13 protein-coding genes are annotated in these 17,429 nt (G+C 68.1%); 4 read left to right on the top strand and 9 right to left on the bottom strand.

Annotated elements, in window-relative coordinates:
• Positions 1–63: 63 nt before the first annotated feature.
• Both AC1MBE_RS06525 and paaZ read right to left on the bottom strand, forming a co-directional pair.
• Positions 64–471 (bottom strand): VOC family protein, encoded by a 408-nt coding sequence (locus AC1MBE_RS06525; RefSeq protein WP_479781709.1) that lies wholly within the window; start codon positions 469–471, stop codon positions 64–66.
• A gap of 208 nt (positions 472–679) precedes the next feature.
• A complete protein-coding gene (gene paaZ, locus AC1MBE_RS06530; RefSeq protein ID WP_479781711.1) occupies positions 680–2,791 on the bottom strand; it encodes a phenylacetic acid degradation bifunctional protein PaaZ in 2,112 nt (703 codons plus the stop codon).
• Between the two features lie 161 nt (positions 2,792–2,952).
• On the opposite strand from paaZ, the gene AC1MBE_RS06535 reads away from it, so the two are divergent.
• Positions 2,953–3,381 (top strand): PaaI family thioesterase, encoded by a 429-nt coding sequence (locus AC1MBE_RS06535; RefSeq protein WP_479781713.1) that lies wholly within the window; start codon positions 2,953–2,955, stop codon positions 3,379–3,381.
• A gap of 185 nt (positions 3,382–3,566) precedes the next feature.
• Positions 3,567–4,769 carry a globin domain-containing protein gene (locus AC1MBE_RS06540; RefSeq protein ID WP_479781714.1) on the top strand — a complete coding sequence of 401 codons (1,203 nt, stop codon included), beginning with the start codon at positions 3,567–3,569 and terminating at the stop codon, positions 4,767–4,769.
• Positions 4,770–4,790: 21 nt separating this feature from the next.
• Here the strand turns inward: AC1MBE_RS06540 and AC1MBE_RS06545 are convergent, their stop codons facing one another.
• Genes AC1MBE_RS06545 through AC1MBE_RS06565 form a run of 5 tightly spaced genes read right to left on the bottom strand, consistent with a single transcriptional unit; the run spans position 4,791 to position 10,577 of the window.
• Entirely contained in the window at positions 4,791–5,849 is a 1,059-nt protein-coding gene (locus AC1MBE_RS06545; protein WP_479781716.1) for a LacI family DNA-binding transcriptional regulator, read from the bottom strand.
• Entirely contained in the window at positions 5,849–7,348 is a 1,500-nt protein-coding gene (locus AC1MBE_RS06550) for a glycoside hydrolase family 1 protein (RefSeq protein ID WP_479781718.1), read from the bottom strand. The genes AC1MBE_RS06545 and AC1MBE_RS06550 overlap by 1 nt, the downstream gene beginning before the upstream one ends.
• Complete coding sequence (locus tag AC1MBE_RS06555) at positions 7,345–8,295, bottom strand: carbohydrate ABC transporter permease (RefSeq protein ID WP_479781720.1); 951 nt, start codon at positions 8,293–8,295, stop codon at positions 7,345–7,347. The genes AC1MBE_RS06550 and AC1MBE_RS06555 overlap by 4 nt, the downstream gene beginning before the upstream one ends.
• The gene (locus tag AC1MBE_RS06560) at positions 8,292–9,281 is read right to left on the bottom strand and encodes a carbohydrate ABC transporter permease (protein WP_479781722.1); all 990 of its coding nucleotides are present in this window, start codon (positions 9,279–9,281) and stop codon (positions 8,292–8,294) included. Before AC1MBE_RS06560 ends, AC1MBE_RS06555 begins: the two co-directional genes overlap by 4 nt.
• Positions 9,282–9,284: 3 nt before the next feature.
• Positions 9,285–10,577, bottom strand: a complete 1,293-nt coding sequence (locus AC1MBE_RS06565; protein ID WP_479781724.1) for an ABC transporter substrate-binding protein — start codon at positions 10,575–10,577, stop codon at positions 9,285–9,287.
• Positions 10,578–10,977: 400 nt separating this feature from the next.
• Between AC1MBE_RS06565 and AC1MBE_RS06570 the strand changes: the two genes are divergently transcribed.
• Together AC1MBE_RS06570 and AC1MBE_RS06575 are read left to right on the top strand one after the other, a co-directional pair.
• Positions 10,978–12,789, top strand: coding sequence for an adenylyl cyclase (locus AC1MBE_RS06570; RefSeq protein WP_479782508.1), 1,812 nt, complete (start codon positions 10,978–10,980; stop codon positions 12,787–12,789).
• A 198-nt stretch (positions 12,790–12,987) separates the two neighbouring features.
• On the top strand, positions 12,988–13,713 hold the full coding sequence (locus AC1MBE_RS06575; RefSeq protein WP_479781726.1) for a DUF4397 domain-containing protein: 726 nt from the start codon (positions 12,988–12,990) through the stop codon (positions 13,711–13,713).
• A 67-nt stretch (positions 13,714–13,780) separates the two neighbouring features.
• Here AC1MBE_RS06575 and AC1MBE_RS06580 read toward each other — a convergent pair whose 3' ends face one another.
• Together AC1MBE_RS06580 and AC1MBE_RS06585 are read right to left on the bottom strand one after the other, a co-directional pair.
• Positions 13,781–16,471: a S1 family peptidase gene (locus AC1MBE_RS06580; RefSeq protein WP_479781728.1), complete on the bottom strand. Its 2,691-nt coding sequence runs from the start codon at positions 16,469–16,471 to the stop codon at positions 13,781–13,783.
• A 9-nt stretch (positions 16,472–16,480) separates the two neighbouring features.
• Positions 16,481–17,218: a tyrosine-protein phosphatase gene (locus AC1MBE_RS06585; protein WP_479781730.1), complete on the bottom strand. Its 738-nt coding sequence runs from the start codon at positions 17,216–17,218 to the stop codon at positions 16,481–16,483.
• Between the last annotated feature and the right edge of the window lie 211 nt (positions 17,219–17,429).

Here is a 17,429-nt window from a genome sequence, read left to right on the forward strand (position 1 = left end):
CCCGGGAAGACCGGGACGCTGTTGGCAACGCAGTCCTGCAGTCAGGATGCCGGGATCCTCCGCTCAGAGCTGGTAGTCGGCTGCCGTGGCGAGGCTCTCGTGCACGCAGAGAATGTTGTGCTCGGAGTCCATGAACCAGGCGCACTTCTCCGAATCCGTCGTACAAATGTGGTTCTCGGTCTTGAGATCGGGGAGGTTGTAGTCCTGGAACGTGACGCCCTTGGCTTCCATCTCCCTGACGGTGCGTTCAATCTCGCTGACTTCGAAACTCAGGGTGGTGTGCTCCGAATGCTTTCCATCCTTGACAGGCATCAGCTGCAGCATGGGGCCGCCTTCTGAGCCGAATAGTTCGCTTCCGTCGTCTGCCACGCCACGGTGCGGGAGCCCCAGGGTGTCCGCATAGAAATGCCGGGCCCGCGCTGCATCATCGACTGGCAGGACTGTTGTGGCTTTACTCAGTACTAGTGACATTTCGCCACCTCCTACGAGCACGATTTTACGCCGCAGCCGGCAGGAAAGAGCCTGCCAACTGCGCGCCTAACACCCGACGCTCCCTCACCTCCGGCTGCCCCACCGCCGACGCTCCCTCACTGGGTGAGGGAGCGTCCGCGACGGGACCGCATCGTGTGAGGGAGCGTCCGCAACGGAACCGCATCGTGTGAGGGAGCGTCGGAAGGGGTTACTTCTCTACGAGGGTCAGGACGTCGTAGGTGGCGACAATTTCGTCGTTCTGGTTGGTCAGGACGGCGTCCCAGGCCACCTCGCCGTACTCGTCGGTCTCGCGCGGGGTGATCTTCTTGGCCGTCAGGGTGACCCGGATGGAGTCGCCCGCCGCGACCGGGGTGATGAAGCGCAGGTTCTCCAGGCCGTAGTTGGCCAGGACAGGACCCGGCGCAGGCTCCACGAACAGCCCGGCGCCCCACGCCAGCAACAGGTAGCCGTGCGCCACGATGCCCGGGAAGAAGGGGTTGGCCTCCGCCGCTTCCTGGTTGGTGTGGGCGTAGAAGGTGTCGCCGGTGGAGTGCGCGAACTTGGTGATCTCCTCCAGCGAGACCTCGCGCAGCTCGGAGCGGACGGCGTCGCCGATGTGCAGCGTGCTCAGGTGTTTCCGGAACGGGTGCTGGCCCTCGGTCTCGAGGGTGAAGTTGCGGTCCGCTCCGGTGTGCCAGACGCCCGTGACGGCCGTGAGCATGTTGGGCGAGCCCTGGATGGCGGTGCGCTGCATGTGGTGCATGACCGAGCGGATGCCGCCCAGCTCCTCGCCGCCGCCGGCGCGGCCCGGGCCGCCGTGGACCAGGTGCGGGACCGGGGAGCCGTGGCCGGTGGAGCTGCGGGCGTCCTCGCGGTTGAGCATCAGGACGCGGCCGTGGTGGGCCGCGATGCCGGTGACGAGTTCGCGGGCCACCGCCGGATCGTTGGTGCAGACCGAGGCTACCAGCGAGCCGCCGCCGCGGGCGGCGAGGCGGACGGCGTCGGCGAGGTCGGTGTAGCCGATCACCGAGGAGACCGGGCCGAAGGCTTCGAGCGAGTGGACCTCTTCGGCTTCCGGGTCGGCCCAGCTCAGCAGCACCGGGGACATGAACGCGCCGTCCTCGACGACGCCGACACTCCCGTCGGCACTGGTGACCTTCGGCGAATCGAGGGTGCCGTAGGCGAGCTCGCCGCCGGCGTCGAGCATCGACTGGACGGCGGCGCGTACGTCGGCGAGCTGCTCGCGGGAGGCGAGGGCGCCCATCGTGACGCCCTCGGCGCGCGGGTCGCCGAGCACGACGCGTTCGGTGATCCGCTCCCCCACGGCCGCGACGACGTCGGACACCAGTTCCTGCGGCACGATCGCGCGGCGGATGGAGGTGCATTTCTGGCCGGCCTTGGCGGTCATCTCGGTGACCAGGGACTTGATGAAGGCGTCGAATTCCGGTGTGCCCTTCACGGCGTCCGGGCCCAGGATGGCGGCGTTGAGCGAGTCGGTTTCGGAGGTGAAGCGGACGCCGCCCTTGACCACGTTGGGGTGGGACTTGAGCGTGTTGGCGGTGGACGCGGAGCCGGTGAAGGCGACGAGGTCGCGGTAGTCCAGGTGGTCGAGCAGGGTGCGAACGGAGCCGGAGACGAGCTGCAGCGAGCCCTGGGGCAGGATGCCGGATTCATCGATCGCCTTCACGACGGCCGCGGCGACGTAGCCGGTGGGCGTTGCGGGCTTGACGATGGTGGGGACGCCGGCGATGAAAGCGGGGGCGAGCTTTTCCAGCATGCCCCAGACCGGGAAGTTGAAGGCGTTGATCTGCACGGCGACGCCCGGGATCCGGGTGTAGATGTGCTCGCCGGCGAAGGACCCGTCCTTGGACAGCACCTCCATGGGCCCGTCCACCACCACCTGGGCGTTGGGCAGCTCGCGCCGGCCCTTGGAGCCGAAGGTGAACAGCACGCCGATGCCGCCGTCGATGTCGATCATCGAGTCGATCTTGGTGGCGCCGGTCTGCGCGGACAGCGCGTAGAACTCCTCGCGGCGGCCGTTGAGGTACTGGGCCAGTTCCTTGAGCTTGAGGGCACGCTGGTGGAAGGTCAGCTTGCCCAGTTCGGCCTGCCCGGTGGTGCGGCCGTAGTCGACGACGGCGGCGAGGTCCAGGCCCTCGGTGCTTACCCTGGCCAGGAGTTCACCGGTGCTGGCGTCCAGGACGGGGGCCGCGCCGGCGGCGGACGCGGCGTCGGGGGTCCACCACGAGTTCCGGATGAAGCTGGGGACGATCTCGACGCTGCCTACTGAGGGTTCCGGAGCTGTTGCAGTGGTGGTCATCGTTGACGGGTCCTTCCAACGCGGGGCAAGATCAACACGGCCAGCGCATTACTGACCGTCCGTTCGGTAATATGTCTACAGTACATGAATGAGCCCTGCGGCACACTAGTAGCGGCAGGACCGGACGGCCCGTGACCGGCCCAAGCACCAGAGGAGACGCTATGACGCCCGACCCCCGCGACCTTCAAAGCGGTACCGAGCTGTGGAAAATCACCCTCGGTGAACTTGACGAGAAGATGGGGGTCAAAATCGTCGAGCAGTCGGTGGAACGCGTCGTGGCGACCATGCCGGTGGAAGGAAACCGCCAGTCCTTCGGCCTGCTGCACGGCGGCGCCTCGCTGGCTGTGGGCGAAGCCGTGGGTTCCTGGGCCTCGGTGATCCACGCCAGCACGCTGGGCAAGACCGCGGTGGGTGTGGACGTATCAGCCACGCACCACAAGTCCGCCCGCGAGGGGCTGGTCACGGTAACCGCCACCCCGATCCACCTCGGCAGCACGGTGACGACCCACGAGGTGCTGATCACCAACGAGGCCGGCGACCGGCTCTGCACGCTGCGGATCACCAACCTGCTGCTGGACCGCAAGGGCTGAGCCGGGCGGCTGAGGGGCCCGGCTGGGCTTACCGGGGGCAGGAATCTGTGTGCCCGGCTACACCGGACCACGCCGCCCATGTAGGGCCGATCGGCCCGGAACACCCCGGCCCGGGCTGTTAGCGTGGAAGTGCCGAGTCGCCCGGCACCGCCGGGTATCACCGGTCGCACCGTTAGGGATCCGCCATGCTTTCAGACACCTCGCTCCCCGTCATCAAGGCAACGCTGCCCGTCGTCGGCGAGCACATCGAAGAGATCGCCAAGCGCTTCTACCAACACATGTTCGACGCGCGCCCGGACCTCCTGGACGGCCTCTTTAACCGCGGAAACCAGGCGGACGGCCGGCAGCAGCAGGCGCTCGCCGGATCCATCGCGGCCTTCGCCGGCATGCTTGTGGACAAGCCGGACCAGGTGCCGGACCATCTGCTCTCCCGCGTGGCCCACAAACACGTTTCGCTGGGGCTAAGCCCGGACCAGTACCAGATTGTCCACGACCACCTCATGTGGGCGATCGTCGATGTGCTCGGTGAGGCCGTCACCGAAGAGGTCGCCGCCGCCTGGGACGAGGTCTACTGGCTGATGGCGAACCTGCTCATCAACAAGGAGCGCGGGCTGTACAACGCCGTGCACCTCTCCCCCGACACCATCTGGCGGACGTGGCGGGTGGTGCAACGGATCCAGGAGACGGACGACGTCGTCTCCTTCGTCGTCGAACGCACCGACGAGCGCGACGTCAAACCGTCCCTGCCGGGGCAGTACGTCACCATCAAGATGACCATGCCCGACGGCGTGCACCAGCCCCGCCAATACAGCCTGACCAGGGCCGACGACGGGCAGCACCGGCAGTTCGCCGTGAAGCGGGTTCATGGACTCGCGACCCCTGACGGCGAGATGTCGACGCTGCTCCACAAGAACGTCCAGGTGGGCCACGAGGTGGTGCTCTCGGCCCCCTTCGGCGACGTAGTCCTGGAGTACACGGACCGGCCCCTGGTCATGGCGAGCGCAGGAATTGGAATCACTCCGATGGCCGGCATGCTTTCCCACCTGGTCAAGTCCAGATCCCAGCGCCGGGTGATGCTCCTGCATGCGGACGACAGTGAGGAGTCGTTCCCGCTCCGGGCGCAGGTCCGGGAAGATCTCGCGGCATTGCCGGACGGATCCCTGACCACGTGGTTCCTGAACCCCTCCGCGGAGGAGCCGAGTTCAGGGTTCTCCGGTTTCATGGATATCGGCGCGGTGGATCTGCCCGACGACGCCGAGTACTACCTCTGCGGCCCGCTGCCGTTCCTAAAGTCGGTCCGGAGCGCTTTGATTGCCGGCGGCGTGCCGGCCAAAGACATCCAGTACGAGGTGTTCGGCCCGGACCTCTGGCTGGCGGACTTCCAGTAGCGCCGCCAGCCGCCTGTTTGCCTACCCCGGCTGCGGAAGGGTGCTGTCCCTGACGACAAGGCGGGCCGGGAAAATCAGCGGGTCCCGGCTGGTCCCGGGGTCTTCGATGTCCGCGAGCAGCAGACGTCCCGCCTGGGCCGCCATTTCAACCGTTGGCTGGTTGATCGTGGTCAAGGGCAGTTCGCCCGGAGCCGTCAGATGGTCATCAAAGCCGACGACGGCGACGTCCCCGGGCACCGAACGTCCGGAGGCCTGCAGGGCCGTGATGGCACCGCGGGCCATCAGGTCGGAGGCGGCGAAGATGCCATCGACGCTGCCGTCCTCGGCCAGGAGCCGCTCGGCCGCTTCGGTGCCGCCGGCGGGCGTGAAATCTCCCTGCGCCACCGGGCCCGGCCGCAGCCCGGCTTCCCGGAGGCCCGCCTGCCATCCCTCCAGCCGGTCCGCGGCGGCGGTCATGTCGAGCGGGCCGGTGATGGTTGCCAGCCGGGTACGCCCGGCGCCCGCCAGGTGAAGCGCGGCCAGGCGGCCGCCTTCAAAGCTGTCCACATCGACATAGTGGATCCCCAGCCCGGTATCCCACGGCCGTCCGATGAAGACGGTGGGCAGCCCCGCGGCGGCCAGCTCTTCGGTCCAGCCGTCTGCCTTGTGGTGCGAGACGACAATGGCGCCATCCACGTGGCCACCCCGCAGGTACCGGAGGGTCCGGGAAGGATCACCGCCGGCCCGGGACATCAGCAGGACCAGCTGCATGTCCGTCTCCCGCAGGGCCTCGGTCACGCCGGTGATGACGGCGGCGAAGAACGGGTCCATCATGACCCGGGCATCGGGCTCGTTGATCACCAGGGCGATCGACGACGTCCGGCGCGTGACGAGGCTTCGTGCGGCCCGGTTGGGCGTGTACCCCAGGGAGATGACCGCGGCATCCACCGCGGCCTGGGCTTCCGGGCTGACGCGGGAGCCTCCGTTGATGGCCCGCGAGGCGGTGGAGCGTGACACTCCGGCCGCCGTCGCGAGGTCTTCAAGGGTGGGGGTGGGTTTGGCCGGTCCGGCCCGGAGACCCCGGTGGATCTGTGCGCTCATTACTTTGAGAATACGACATCCCCGGTGTCCGCAGTGACCATCCCGTGCTGCTGCGCCGGCAGGGCATTGGCCGCCGCCACCGTCGCATACCAGAGTCCGCTCGCCTTGGGGACGCGTTCCAGGGTCTCGTAGTCGACCCGGACCAGGCCAAAGCGCTGGTGATAGCCGTAGGCCCACTCGAAATTGTCCAGGAGCGACCATGCCAGGTAGCCGCGGACGTCCGCACCGTCGTCGATCGCCTCATGGACGGCGCGCAGGTGGGCGTCAAAGAACGCCAGCCGGTCCTGGTCGTCCACGAAGCCGGTGGCGTCGGGAGCGTCCGGGTAGGCTGCGCCGTTCTCGGTCATGTAGAGCGGGATGCCGGCCGGACCGGTGTATTCGCGCTGCAGCCTGGTCAACAAGCGGTACAGGCCCTCGGGCTGCACCTCCCAGCCCATGCCGGTCACCGGCAGCCCGCGCGGTACTGAGTGCACGTCCTCGGCGGAGACAAACGGCGTGGCCTCCGGCTTGCCGCCCGACCCCGGCGCGGCCTGCGCCGTCGTCGTCACGGTATCCGGCCGGGCCTGTTCTTCGGGGGCCGCCGCCTTGGTCAGGGCTTCGCCCTGGTAGTAATTGATGCCGAGCAGGTCCAGAGGCGTTGAGATGACGGCCAGGTCACCGTCCCGCACCACCGTGTCGAAGCCCAGGCCGGCGATGTCCTCGAGCACGTCCGCGGGGTACTCGCCGCGGAAGAGCGGGTCGAGGAAGATCCGGTTGTGCAGGCCGTCGATCCGGCGGGCTGCATCCCGGTCCTCAGCGGAGCCGGGGTCGGCCGGGTCGGCGACCGTGAGGTTCAGGGTGATGCCGAGGCTCACCTCCGGGTCGCGCCGGCGCAGTTCCGTGGCTGCGAGCCCATGCCCGAGCAGGAGATGGTGCGCGGCCGCGAGGGCGGCCGCCGGTTCCTGCCGGCCCGGGGCGTGGACTCCCGAGGCATAGCCGAGGAACGCCGAGCACCAGGGCTCATTGAGCGTGGTCCAGATGCGGACCCGATCGCCCAGGGCCTCATGCATGACGGCGGCGTAGGCCGCGAAGAGCTCGGCGGTTTCGCGGTTGGCCCAGCCCCCCTCGTCCTCCAGCGCCTGAGGCAGGTCCCAGTGGTACAGCGTCAGCCAGGGGGTGATGCCGGCGGCGAGGAGCTCGTCAACGAGCCGGGAGTAGAAGGCGATCCCCTCGGGGTTCGGCGTCCTGCCGTCGGGCATGCAGCGGGCCCACGACGTCGAGAAGCGGTACGCCTTGAGGTTCAGCGATTTCATCAGTTCGACGTCCTGGCCGGAGCGGTGGTAGTGGTCGCACGCCACGTCACCGTTGTGGGCGTCTGCGACGGCCCCGGGGACCCGGGCGAAGGTGTCCCAGATCGAGTCCTTCCGTCCGCCCTCATGGGCAGCCCCTTCGATCTGGTAGGCCGCGGTGGCCGCGCCCCACAGAAAACCTTCGGGGAATGTGATTGGGGTGGTGCTCATCCTTTGACTGCTCCTTGCATGATTCCTGAAACGAGTTGGCGACCTGCCGCGATGAAGAGCAGCAACAGCGGGATGGTGGCCAGGACAGCCCCGGCCAGCACCACTGAGTAATCCACAAAGTGGGCGGCCTGCAGCAGCTGCAGTGCCACAGGCAGGGTCGGGTTGGACGGGTCCAGCACAATAAAGGGCCAGAAGAAGTTGGTCCAGGTGGCCACGAAGGTGAAAAGCGCCAGCATGGCCGCAGCCGGCCGCGCCGCGGTGAAACCGACGTACCAGAAGGCCTGGATCATGGAAGCTCCGTCCATTCGGACGGCCTCGATGAGCTCGTCCGGAAGGGCGTCGCGCAGGTACTGGGTCATCCAGAACACGCCGAAGGCCGTGACGACGCCGGGAATGATGACGGCCCAGAGCGAACCGGTCCAGCCCAGCTTTGCCATCACGATGAACAGCGGAACCACGCCGAGCTGGGTGGGGACCGCCATGGTGGCGATCACGAAGACGAGCAGTCCCTTGCTGCCGCGGAAGCGCAGTTTGGCGAACGCGAATCCCGCGAGGGTTGAGAAGGCCACCACCGAGGCTGCGGTGACCGTGGAAACCAGGAGGCTGTTGCCCATGGCCTTCCAGAAGGGAATGCTGTCGAAGACTTTGGCGGCGTTGGCCAGGAAGTTCCCGCCCGGCAGGAGCGGGATCCCGCGGCTCAGCGCCGTGCTGTCATGGCTGCCCACCAGGAAGGACCAGTACAGCGGAAACAGGGACGCCAGCAGCACGGCACCCAGGGCGCCGTAGGTCAGCGCCCCGGGACGGCGGATGCCGCCGGCGCCGGGCCGGCCGGGTCCCCGGCTGCGCACCTGGCCGGGCTCGCGCCGGGCCGGCCGGTTCAGCCGCTTGGCGGCCGTCTTGGCGGCGCCTTCGCCTGCGGTTTGCCGGATCATGGGGATGGAGCTCATTTGCGGCCTCCCTGGTCTGCGATGCGCCGGGTGAGAAGGAAATTCAAGAGGGCGATCAGCACAATCATCAGGAACAGCAGCCACGCCACGGCCGAGGCCCGGCCGAAATTGCGCTGTCCCCAGCCCAGTTCCCAGATGTACATGGTGAGCGTCTGCCACTGCCGGTCGGCACCGCCGAGCCCGGACTGGTCGAACACCCGCGGCTCGTCGAAAATCTGCAGCCCGCCGATCGTGGACGTGATGGCTACGAAGATGACCGTGGGCCGAAGCATCGGGACGGTGACCGACAGGAACTGGCGGACGCGGCCTGCTCCGTCGATCGTGGCAGCTTCCAAGACATCCCTCGGGATGGCCTGCATCGCCGCAAGGAAGATCAGTGCGTTGTAGCCGATCCAGCGAAAGTTCACCATGGTGGCGATCGCCAGGTGGCTGGCCAGCTGGTCGGAATGCCAGCGGACCGGGTCAAGGCCGACGTGGGCCAACAGTTCGTTGACGAGACCGAACTGGTCCGCGAACAGGTTGTTGAAGATGAGTCCAACCGCCACGGGTGCGACGACGAAGGGCACCAAAACACCCATCCGCCAGAACGTCTTCGCCCGCAGGTTCGCGTCCAGTACGGCTGCGATCAGCAGCGCCAGCACGACCTGCGGCACGGAAGAGAGCAGGAAGATGCTCAGCGTGTTTCCCACCGCGTTCCAGAAGTACGGCTGCCCCAGGACAAAACCGAAGTTCTCCAGTCCGATGAACTTGCCCTGGCCGCCGATCAGGTTCCAGTTGTGCAGGGAAACCCAGCCGGTGTAGAGCAGCGGAAACAAGCCCGTGAGGGCAAACAGCAGGAAAAACGGCGAGATGTACAGGTAGGGCGAAACTTTGACGTCCCACCGTGACAGCTGCTGCGAAAACGCGAGCCGCCGGACGCTCTTGAAGCTGGACTGTTCCTCATCAGCCACCTGGCCTCGAGGCCTGACCCGGTCCGTCACTGACATGACTTACAGGGACTTCACAGCGGTGAGGAACTTCGCCCAGGAGGACTCGGCGTCGTCCTTCTTGTCCACGTCCACACGCGTGAGGGCCTGCTGCATGGCGTCGTTGATGGCGAAGAACTTCGGGCCCTTGAACGGGGTGGCACCCACTGCCTTGGCCCGCTCGGCGAAGATCTTGCCGGTGGGGGCGTTGTTGAAGAACTTGTTTGTCTGGCCCAGCAGCGCCTCGCTGTCGAGCGCCTTGACCTGGCTCGGGAAGGTTCCCTTGGCGGTGAAAGCCTTGATCTGCTGTTCGGGGGCGGTCAGCCAGGCCGCGAGCTTCTTGGCTTCGGCCTGGTGCTTGCCCTGCGCCGGCACGGTCAGGTACGAACCGCCCCAGTTTCCGCCGCCGCCGGGGAAGACGTTGGCGACGTCCCATCCTTTGACGCCGGTGGCGTTGCCCTCGATCACACCCAGCATCCAGCCCGGGCAGAGGGTGGTGGCGAACTTCTGGGACTGGAAGCCGGCCACCCAGTCGTTGCTCCACTGACCCAGGTGCGCCGACAGGTTGTCCTTCGTCGAGGCGTTGAGGACCTTGGTGTAGATGTCCTTCACGGCCGGGTTGTCGGCGGCGATGACGGTGCCGTCCTCGTTTTCATAGGCCTTCTCCAGCTGGTTGCTCATGCCCTGGTAGATGGCTCCGGCGGAGTCGAACCAGGCCGCGCCGGTCTTCGCGGCAACAAACTTCTTGCCGGCGTCAAAGTAGCTGTCCCAGGTGGTGCCGAGCATCTGGGCAACGGATTCGCGGTCCGTGGGCAGACCCGCGGCCTTGAGCAGTGCCGAGTTGTAGCAGACAGCTTCGGGACCGGAGTCCGTGCCGTAGCCGATGAGGTGGCCGTCCTGGGTGGTTGCCGCCTCGGTCTTCCAATCCAGCCAGCGGCCCTCGACGGCGGGATCCTTCAGGTCCACGAACTGATCGGGATACTGCTTGAGTTCGGAGAGCCAGTCGACCTCGATGGCTTCGACGTCCGACAGGCCGGATCCTGCGGCCAGGCGGGTGGTGAGGTTATCGCGCGCTTCGTTGGTGGTGGCGGCCTTCTTGTGCTGAATTTTGACGTTCGGGTTGAGGGATTCGTACTCCTTGAGCAAGCCCTCGTAGCCGAACTCGTTGAAGGTGGCAAGGGTCAGGGTTACCGGCTCCTTGCCGGTTTCAGCCGTGGGCGCGGCGGCCTTGGGCGCATCTGCTCCGCAGCCGCTCAGGGCGAGGGTGAGGCAGGCTGCTGACGCCGACAGGGCGGCTAGCTTGCGGGGAAATTTCACGCGGGGACTCCTTTGTCGGGATATGGCACGGAGAGTGCGGGGCGATGTGCCCAAATTTGGGAGCGCTCCCAAACCTACTATGGGAGCGCTCTCACCAGCATGGTGTCGCACATCACAGGGGATTGTCAAGGCAACGCCGTGGGCCGAATCCGGACTCTTGCCCGCCCCGGAGGGCGGTGTTAGGCTTCCCGGCGGGAGCGCTCCCACACCATGCCTTCCCCGGCGGCGGGCGCCTCAATTCCTTTGCTCCACTCCACAGCCCGTGCACATCCGCACCCCAACGAGAGCAGGACAAGCAATGCCGCTAGCCCACCTCCGCCGCCACCGTGCGGCCCTCCCGGCACCGTTCCGGACGCCAACGCACCACCTCAGCCGGCTGTTGGCCGGAACGGTGGCGGTGATGCTCGGTGTGCTGGGCGCCGGCGCCGCCCCGGCCGCCAATGCCACCGCCCCGGCCACCGCTCTGGCGGCGACGGCCCCGGCGAAGGCGAAGCCCGCGGCGGCCCCTGATTTTGGCCCCAACGTGCGCATCTTCGATCCGGGCATGCCCGTCGCCGACATCCAGGCCGAGGTCGACGCCATTGCGGCCAAACAGGTCGACGATGAGATGGGCACCAACCGCTACTCCCTGCTGTTCAAGCCCGGCACCTACGGCAGCGCGGAGAAGCCCCTGATCGTCCAGGTTGGCTACTCCACCGAAGTAGCCGGCCTTGGCGCCTCGCCCACCGACGTGACGATCAACGGCCACGTCGACGCGTACAACCGGTGCCTGACCGCGGACAATTGCATCGCCCTGAACAACTTCTGGCGCTCGGTCTCCAATCTCAGCATCAACGTCACCGGGCTCGACGGCTGCCGCGGTTCGGCGAACTTCTGGGCCGCGTCGCAGGCCTCCCCCATGCGGCGGGTCAATGTCACCGGCGGGAATCTCTCCCTGATGGATTACTGCACCGCCGGCCCGCAGTACGCCAGCGGCGGTTACATTTCCGATTCGAAGACCGGTACCGTCATCAACGGTTCGCAGCAGCAGTACTACGTCCGCGACAGCAGCATCGGCGGCTGGTCCAACGGCGTCTGGAACCAGGTGTTCTCCGGAGTCAACGGCGCCCCGGCCCAGTCCTTCCCGAACCCGCCGTACACCACTCTGCCCAGCACCCCTGTCAGCCGCGAGAAGCCGTACCTGACCATCGACGCCGCGGGCCGGTACAGCGTCTTCGTTCCCGCGGTCCGGACAGACTCCGCCGGCACCACGTGGGAAAACGGCCCGACGGCGGGCCGCAGCATCCCGCTGTCCGACTTCTTCGTCGCCCGGCCGTCCGACTCGGCCAAGACCATCAACTCCCAGCTGGCCCGGGGCAAGAACCTGCTGTTCACCCCGGGCGTTTACGACATTGACAGCGGCATCGAGGTCAAGCGCGCCAACACCGTCGTGCTCGGGCTCGGCATGGCCACCCTCACCGCCGTCGACGGCGCCGTTCCCCTGACCGTCGCGGACGTCCCCGGCGCCCAGATCGCCGGCATCACCATCGACGCCGGAACCGTGAACTCACCGGCGCTGATGCGGATCGGGAAGGCGCCCAACCCCGGCAACGCCGGTCGGCACAGCGATCCCGCCAACCCCACCTCGCTCCACGATGTGTTCTTCCGCATCGGCGGACCGCATGTCGGCAAGGCCACGCTCAGCCTCGAAGTCAACAGCGACAATGTGCTCCTGGACCACATCTGGGCCTGGCGCGCCGACCACGGCAAGGGTGTGGGCTGGACCTCCAACACCGCGGACTTTGGCGTCATCGTCAACGGTGACCATGTCACTGCCACCGGCCTGTTCGTGGAGCACTACCAGAAGTACAACGTCACGTGGAACGGTGAGCATGGCAGGACAGTGTTCTTCCAGAACGAACTGCCGTACGACGCTCCCAACCAGGCCGCATGGCAGCATGACGGTGTCCTGGGCTGGGCTGGCTACAAGGTCGCCGACTCGGTGCGCACGCACGAACTCTGGGGCGGCGGCAGCTACGTCTACAACAACGTCGACCCCACTATCCACGCCACCAGGGGCTTCGAAGTTCCGGTCACGCCCGGCGTGAAGCTCCACGGCCTGCTGACGGTCAACCTCGGCGCCGGGACGCTGGACCACGTCGTCAATGACACCGGCGCAGCGGTCTCGACAGACGCAGTTGGAGTGCCCAGCTACGTCGCTGATTTCGGCTAGGACGACGGCGGGCGGGGCCGGTCGGTCCCGCTCGCCACGCACCACGCCCCCCTCGCACGGCGGCGCCCGCCGGCCGTCGGCGAAGCCGCGGGTTCAGGCAAAGTTCCCACCGGCTGCATCCAAAGCGGGTCCCCGGCCGGTAGTAACGGTGTAAGCAAATCACCGCCCGAATCCGGGCAACTCAACGAGGAGTTTGAAATGCGTAAAACCGTTTATGCCGCCGGCGCCGTGTCAATGGTGGCCGCTCTCGCTTTTGCCGCCCCGGCCCAGGCCGGTGGAAAGCACGACGGCGGCAGGCACCACGGCGACGATGCCGTCCTATCCGTCCTGCACGGCGTTCCCGGCCTCACCGTGGACGTGTGGGTGAACGGCAAGCTCACCCTGGACGACTTCAAGCCCGGCAAGCTCGCGGGCCCGTTGAAGCTCGAGGGCGGCAGCTACAAGATTGCCGTCACCGCCGCCAACGCCAAGAGTGCCGACGATGCGGTGATCGGCCCGGTCGAGGTCAAGCTCAGGGAGGGACGGAACTACACCGCTGTGGCCCACCTGGATGAGGACGGGGATCCCACCGCCACCCTGTTCAAGAACGACACCTCGCCCAGCCCCCGGGGCCAGGGCAAGCTGACAGTCAGGCACGTAGCGGCGGCTCCCGCCGTGGACGTCCTTGCCGGCAAGACTGCTGTCATCGAGGACCTGACGAACCCGGACCAGGAAGTGCTGACGCTGAAGGCCGGGACCGTGTCCGCCTCGGTCGCGGCCGCCGGGACCACCAAACCCCTGATCGGCCCGGCTGACATTCCGGTCACCAAGGGCAAGAACACGATTGTGTATGCCTGGGGCAGCCTCAAGAAGGGCACCCTCGGTGTTGCGGTCCAAGTAGTCGAATCGGACACGTGGCGGGACCACGGCCGGCACGGCCGCTAAGCCGCCGGGCTGCCCAGCTACGTCGCTGATTTCGGCTAGGACGACGGCAGGCGGGGCCGGGCAGCCCCTAGCGGATGATGCGCCGCCGCCGCGCTCCGGCCACTTGGACCCCGACCAGGACGACGCCGCCCAGCAGCATCGCGCCCGCGGCAAGGCCGACTGTCGTCAGGATCGTTCCGGCCCCGGTGTCCGCGAGTTGGCCGGAGCCGGCGGTCACCGCCACCGGCCCGTCGGCGTTGGCCGTGGCCGCCGGGGTGGCCGGGGCAACTGGAGAAGCCGGGGCGGCCGGGACGGCGGCGTCAGCTGGAGCGCCGGGCTCGGCGGGATCAGCCGGGGTTCCGGGATCCACCGGGGTTGCCGCCGGTGCCGCCAAAATCGTGAACGCCACCTTCCGCGGTACCGACGTGACCCCGTCGACCGACTGGGTCACGGACAAAGTATGGCGGCCGGGAGCCAGGTCGGCCGGGAAGGGAACACTCCAGCGCCCTTCCGATACCACCAGTTGCGGCAGCGCCAGGGTAACGGTCCGGGAACCGGCCGCCGCTCCGCCGGCGGCCCTAGCGGCCAAAGGTTTTCCGTCAATCAGCACCTTCACCTCGGCGCCGTCGACGCCGGTGCCCTGGATAGTCCGCGGACGCGAGTCGCTGCGGATCTGCGCGCCGTCGGTGATACCGGAGACGGCCGGGGCAGGCGGGCGGACCGTGAAGGTTGCCACCGCGGCGGGGCTGTCCGGCGCCCCCGCTGTCGAGAGCACGGCCGACACGTCCACCTTGCCGTAGGGCGCCGGGCGGTCCAGGCGCACCGTCCAGTGGCCGTCGAGTGGCACCGTTCCGGCGCCGGCCACGTCGCCGGACAACGTCACCGCGGCGCCGGGCATCCCGGTGCCCTCGATCCGGGTGAGCGAACCGACCGGTTCGCGGGTCGGCGTCGTCAGCGTGGGCGCGGCAGGGGTTGACGGCACCACGGTCACCGTGAACGACGCCGGCACCGACCGGCTGAAGCCGTTGAGCGTTGTGGCCGTGAAGGTGAGCGGCCCGGCGGGCAGTGGAGCCGGGAACGACCAGGTCCCCGAGCGCCCTACGGAGACCTCAAGGCTCTGCCCGGCCAGGGCGTGCGGGCCCGCAATAGTGATGCGCACTGTGGTGCCCGCCGGCAGCACGGTGTTGGGTTCGGCACGGACGCTGCCCGTGATCGGCTCGCCGGCCACCGCCTCGGCGCCGCCCGGGTTGCCGGTCAACTCGGGTTTGTTCAGGAAGAGCTGGAGCTGGACGCCGCCCGGGATGTGGGACAGGGCGTCCTCAAGGGAGGTCGCGACGGCGAAGTTGGGGGCACCCTGGGGTTCCCCCGCCGAGTGCGTGCCGACGGCGTAGTTGCCGCTGATCCAAGGCCCTCCGGAGTCTCCGCCGCTGGAGGTGACGTCGTAGGACAGGAAACCCTTGAAGGCGCGCAGATCGCAGGGGGTGACCGGCATGCCGTTGGCGTCGGCGCAGGTGGTGCCGGCGGTGGGATTGCCGGCGGCGACGTAGATGCCGGTCTCGGCGACGGTGCCGCAGGACCAGCCGTCGGTGCGGCCGGAGCGGCAGACCGCTTGGCCCTGGTACGGGGCCGCCGTTCCGACGATCTTCACGGCGGTCTGTGCCGGGCTGGCCGGGTTTTCCCATGTGGTGGCGGAAGGCTGGACGTGCAGTCCGGGCCGCAGGCCCTTGAGGACGGCGATGTCCGTGCCGATGTTGCCGGGGCTCGCCTCCGAGCCGGTGATGGGCGAGTTCTGCGGTCCGCCGAACTGGCTGAACCCGAACGTGCCGAGGCGTGAAAGGACAGCCGGAAGCGCCGTCGTCGACCCTCCCGCGGGCGCCGCGGTGGGCGGCTCGACGTCGGCGTTGACCGCCTTTCCGTCTTCGGCGCAGTGCCCGGCTGTCAGTACCAGCGGCAGGCCGCTGGGATCAAAGGCTCCGAAGCCGGCCGAGCAAATAGTCATGTTGTCAATCACGTAGCCTTGGCCGCCGAACAAGTCATCCTCGGTCTTGATGGCCGTGCCCTTTTCCAGCAGCACGTTGGCGTACCGTGACACGAAGTCGGCGGGCGAGATTTTCCCTGCGGCCGGTTCCGCAGCCCGGTTCGGGCTCCCGGCGGGCGGGGCTTCCGGGTCCTGCTTCTCCGGGGTGTTGGTGCCGCCGGTGCGGATGATGAAGTGGCCGTCTGCGTACGCCACCGCCTGCAGCCCGGCCGGTCCCACCTCACGGACGTAGGCCTGGAAGAGCTGTTCCGTGCTGCCGGCGACCAGTTCCGGGGCGGCCTGGGCCTCTGCCGGCGGCGCGGTTACCTCCGGCGCCGGCGCATCCAGCGTGGGGGCATGCAGCGTGAATTCGGCCGGACCGGCGGAGTTGAGTTCGCCGATCCGGGCTTGGAGCTGCGCGCCGGAGCCTTCCACGACAATTTTCCCGTCCTGCAGCCGGATTCCGACGTAGCCCGGCAACCCCCGGAGGCCGGACGCGGCTTCGGCGGCCCGCTTGGCCAGCGCACCGGCAGCGTTGAACTCCTCGAGCGTCATGCCCAGGTCCCGGCGGACCGCTTCGGCGAGTCCGGCGTCGCTGATGCCTGCCTGCGGGGACGGCGCAGCCGACGGGGAGGCAGCCGGCGATGCGGGCTCGGAGGGCCCGGCTTCCGCAAGGGCGGGGACGGCCAGCGACGACCCCGCGAGCGCGACGGCGACGGCCGCCACGGCGCGCATCACCGACTGGTACCTGGGAGTCTTCACCCGGTTACTCTAGCGCCCCAGTTTGCGCAGAATGGCAGTGACCTCCGGGACCGTTACGCCATTGTGGCCCAAAAACTCCGCGGTCCGCACCTGCCGCACAAACCCCAGCAGGCTTTCCTGGCGCCGTTCGATCAGGGGCACGAGGACCTCCTCGGGCAGGTACCTCTCATGCGGATGCGGGACCCCGGAGACCCGGCGGTATTCGTTGATGCCCCGCACGGCGCGCTCGTACGCCAGGGCGATTTCAGCCTCCCCCGCGCCGCCCAGGTCCTGGAGCATCGCCGCCACCAGTCCGCTGCGGTCGCGGCCGGCGGAGCAATGGATAACGACGCCGCCGGACGCTGCCGCCACGGCCTTGAACACCGCCGCAAGTTTGCCGGGGAAGATCCTGACGTTGTCCGCATACGACGCCGGGTCGTTCAGGTAGGGAACGCACAGCGCCCGGAACTCGCTGTTGCCGGGGTCCTCGGTGGGGGCGTGCACGACGTCGAACGCGGCCAGGACCGCCTCGCCCACCGGCGGATCGGTGTCGCGGCGGCGGATCTCATTCGGATTGCGGAGGTCGATCACGGTCCGGACGCCGCCGTCGTACGCCTGCTGCCAGCCCGCCTCGGTGAGCCATTCCCGGCGCCCCATCCGGTACACGCTGCCTGAGATGTGCCACGCATTGACGGCCCCGTCCCAGTCCACCGCACCGGGCTCCGTCAGGCCGGGGGCGTGGCCGCTGCGCGGGGCAGGATTCGTCATCTGGAAAGTCAAGCACGTTCCGGCCCCGCTGCGAGGGGCGGATTCGCGAAACATGGGTACGTCGGGACTATTGGCATGGACCCGGAACCGGGCCGCCGCGTAGGGTGGCGGTGGACCTGGCAGCCGCCGGGCCCCATTTTCAGCCCCTGCCGCCGGGACTGGCACCCCACGAGGGCACGGTGCTGCACCTGCGTGCTACTAAGGGGAACAC

It is taken from the genome of Arthrobacter sp. BG5 (genome assembly GCF_056680155.1).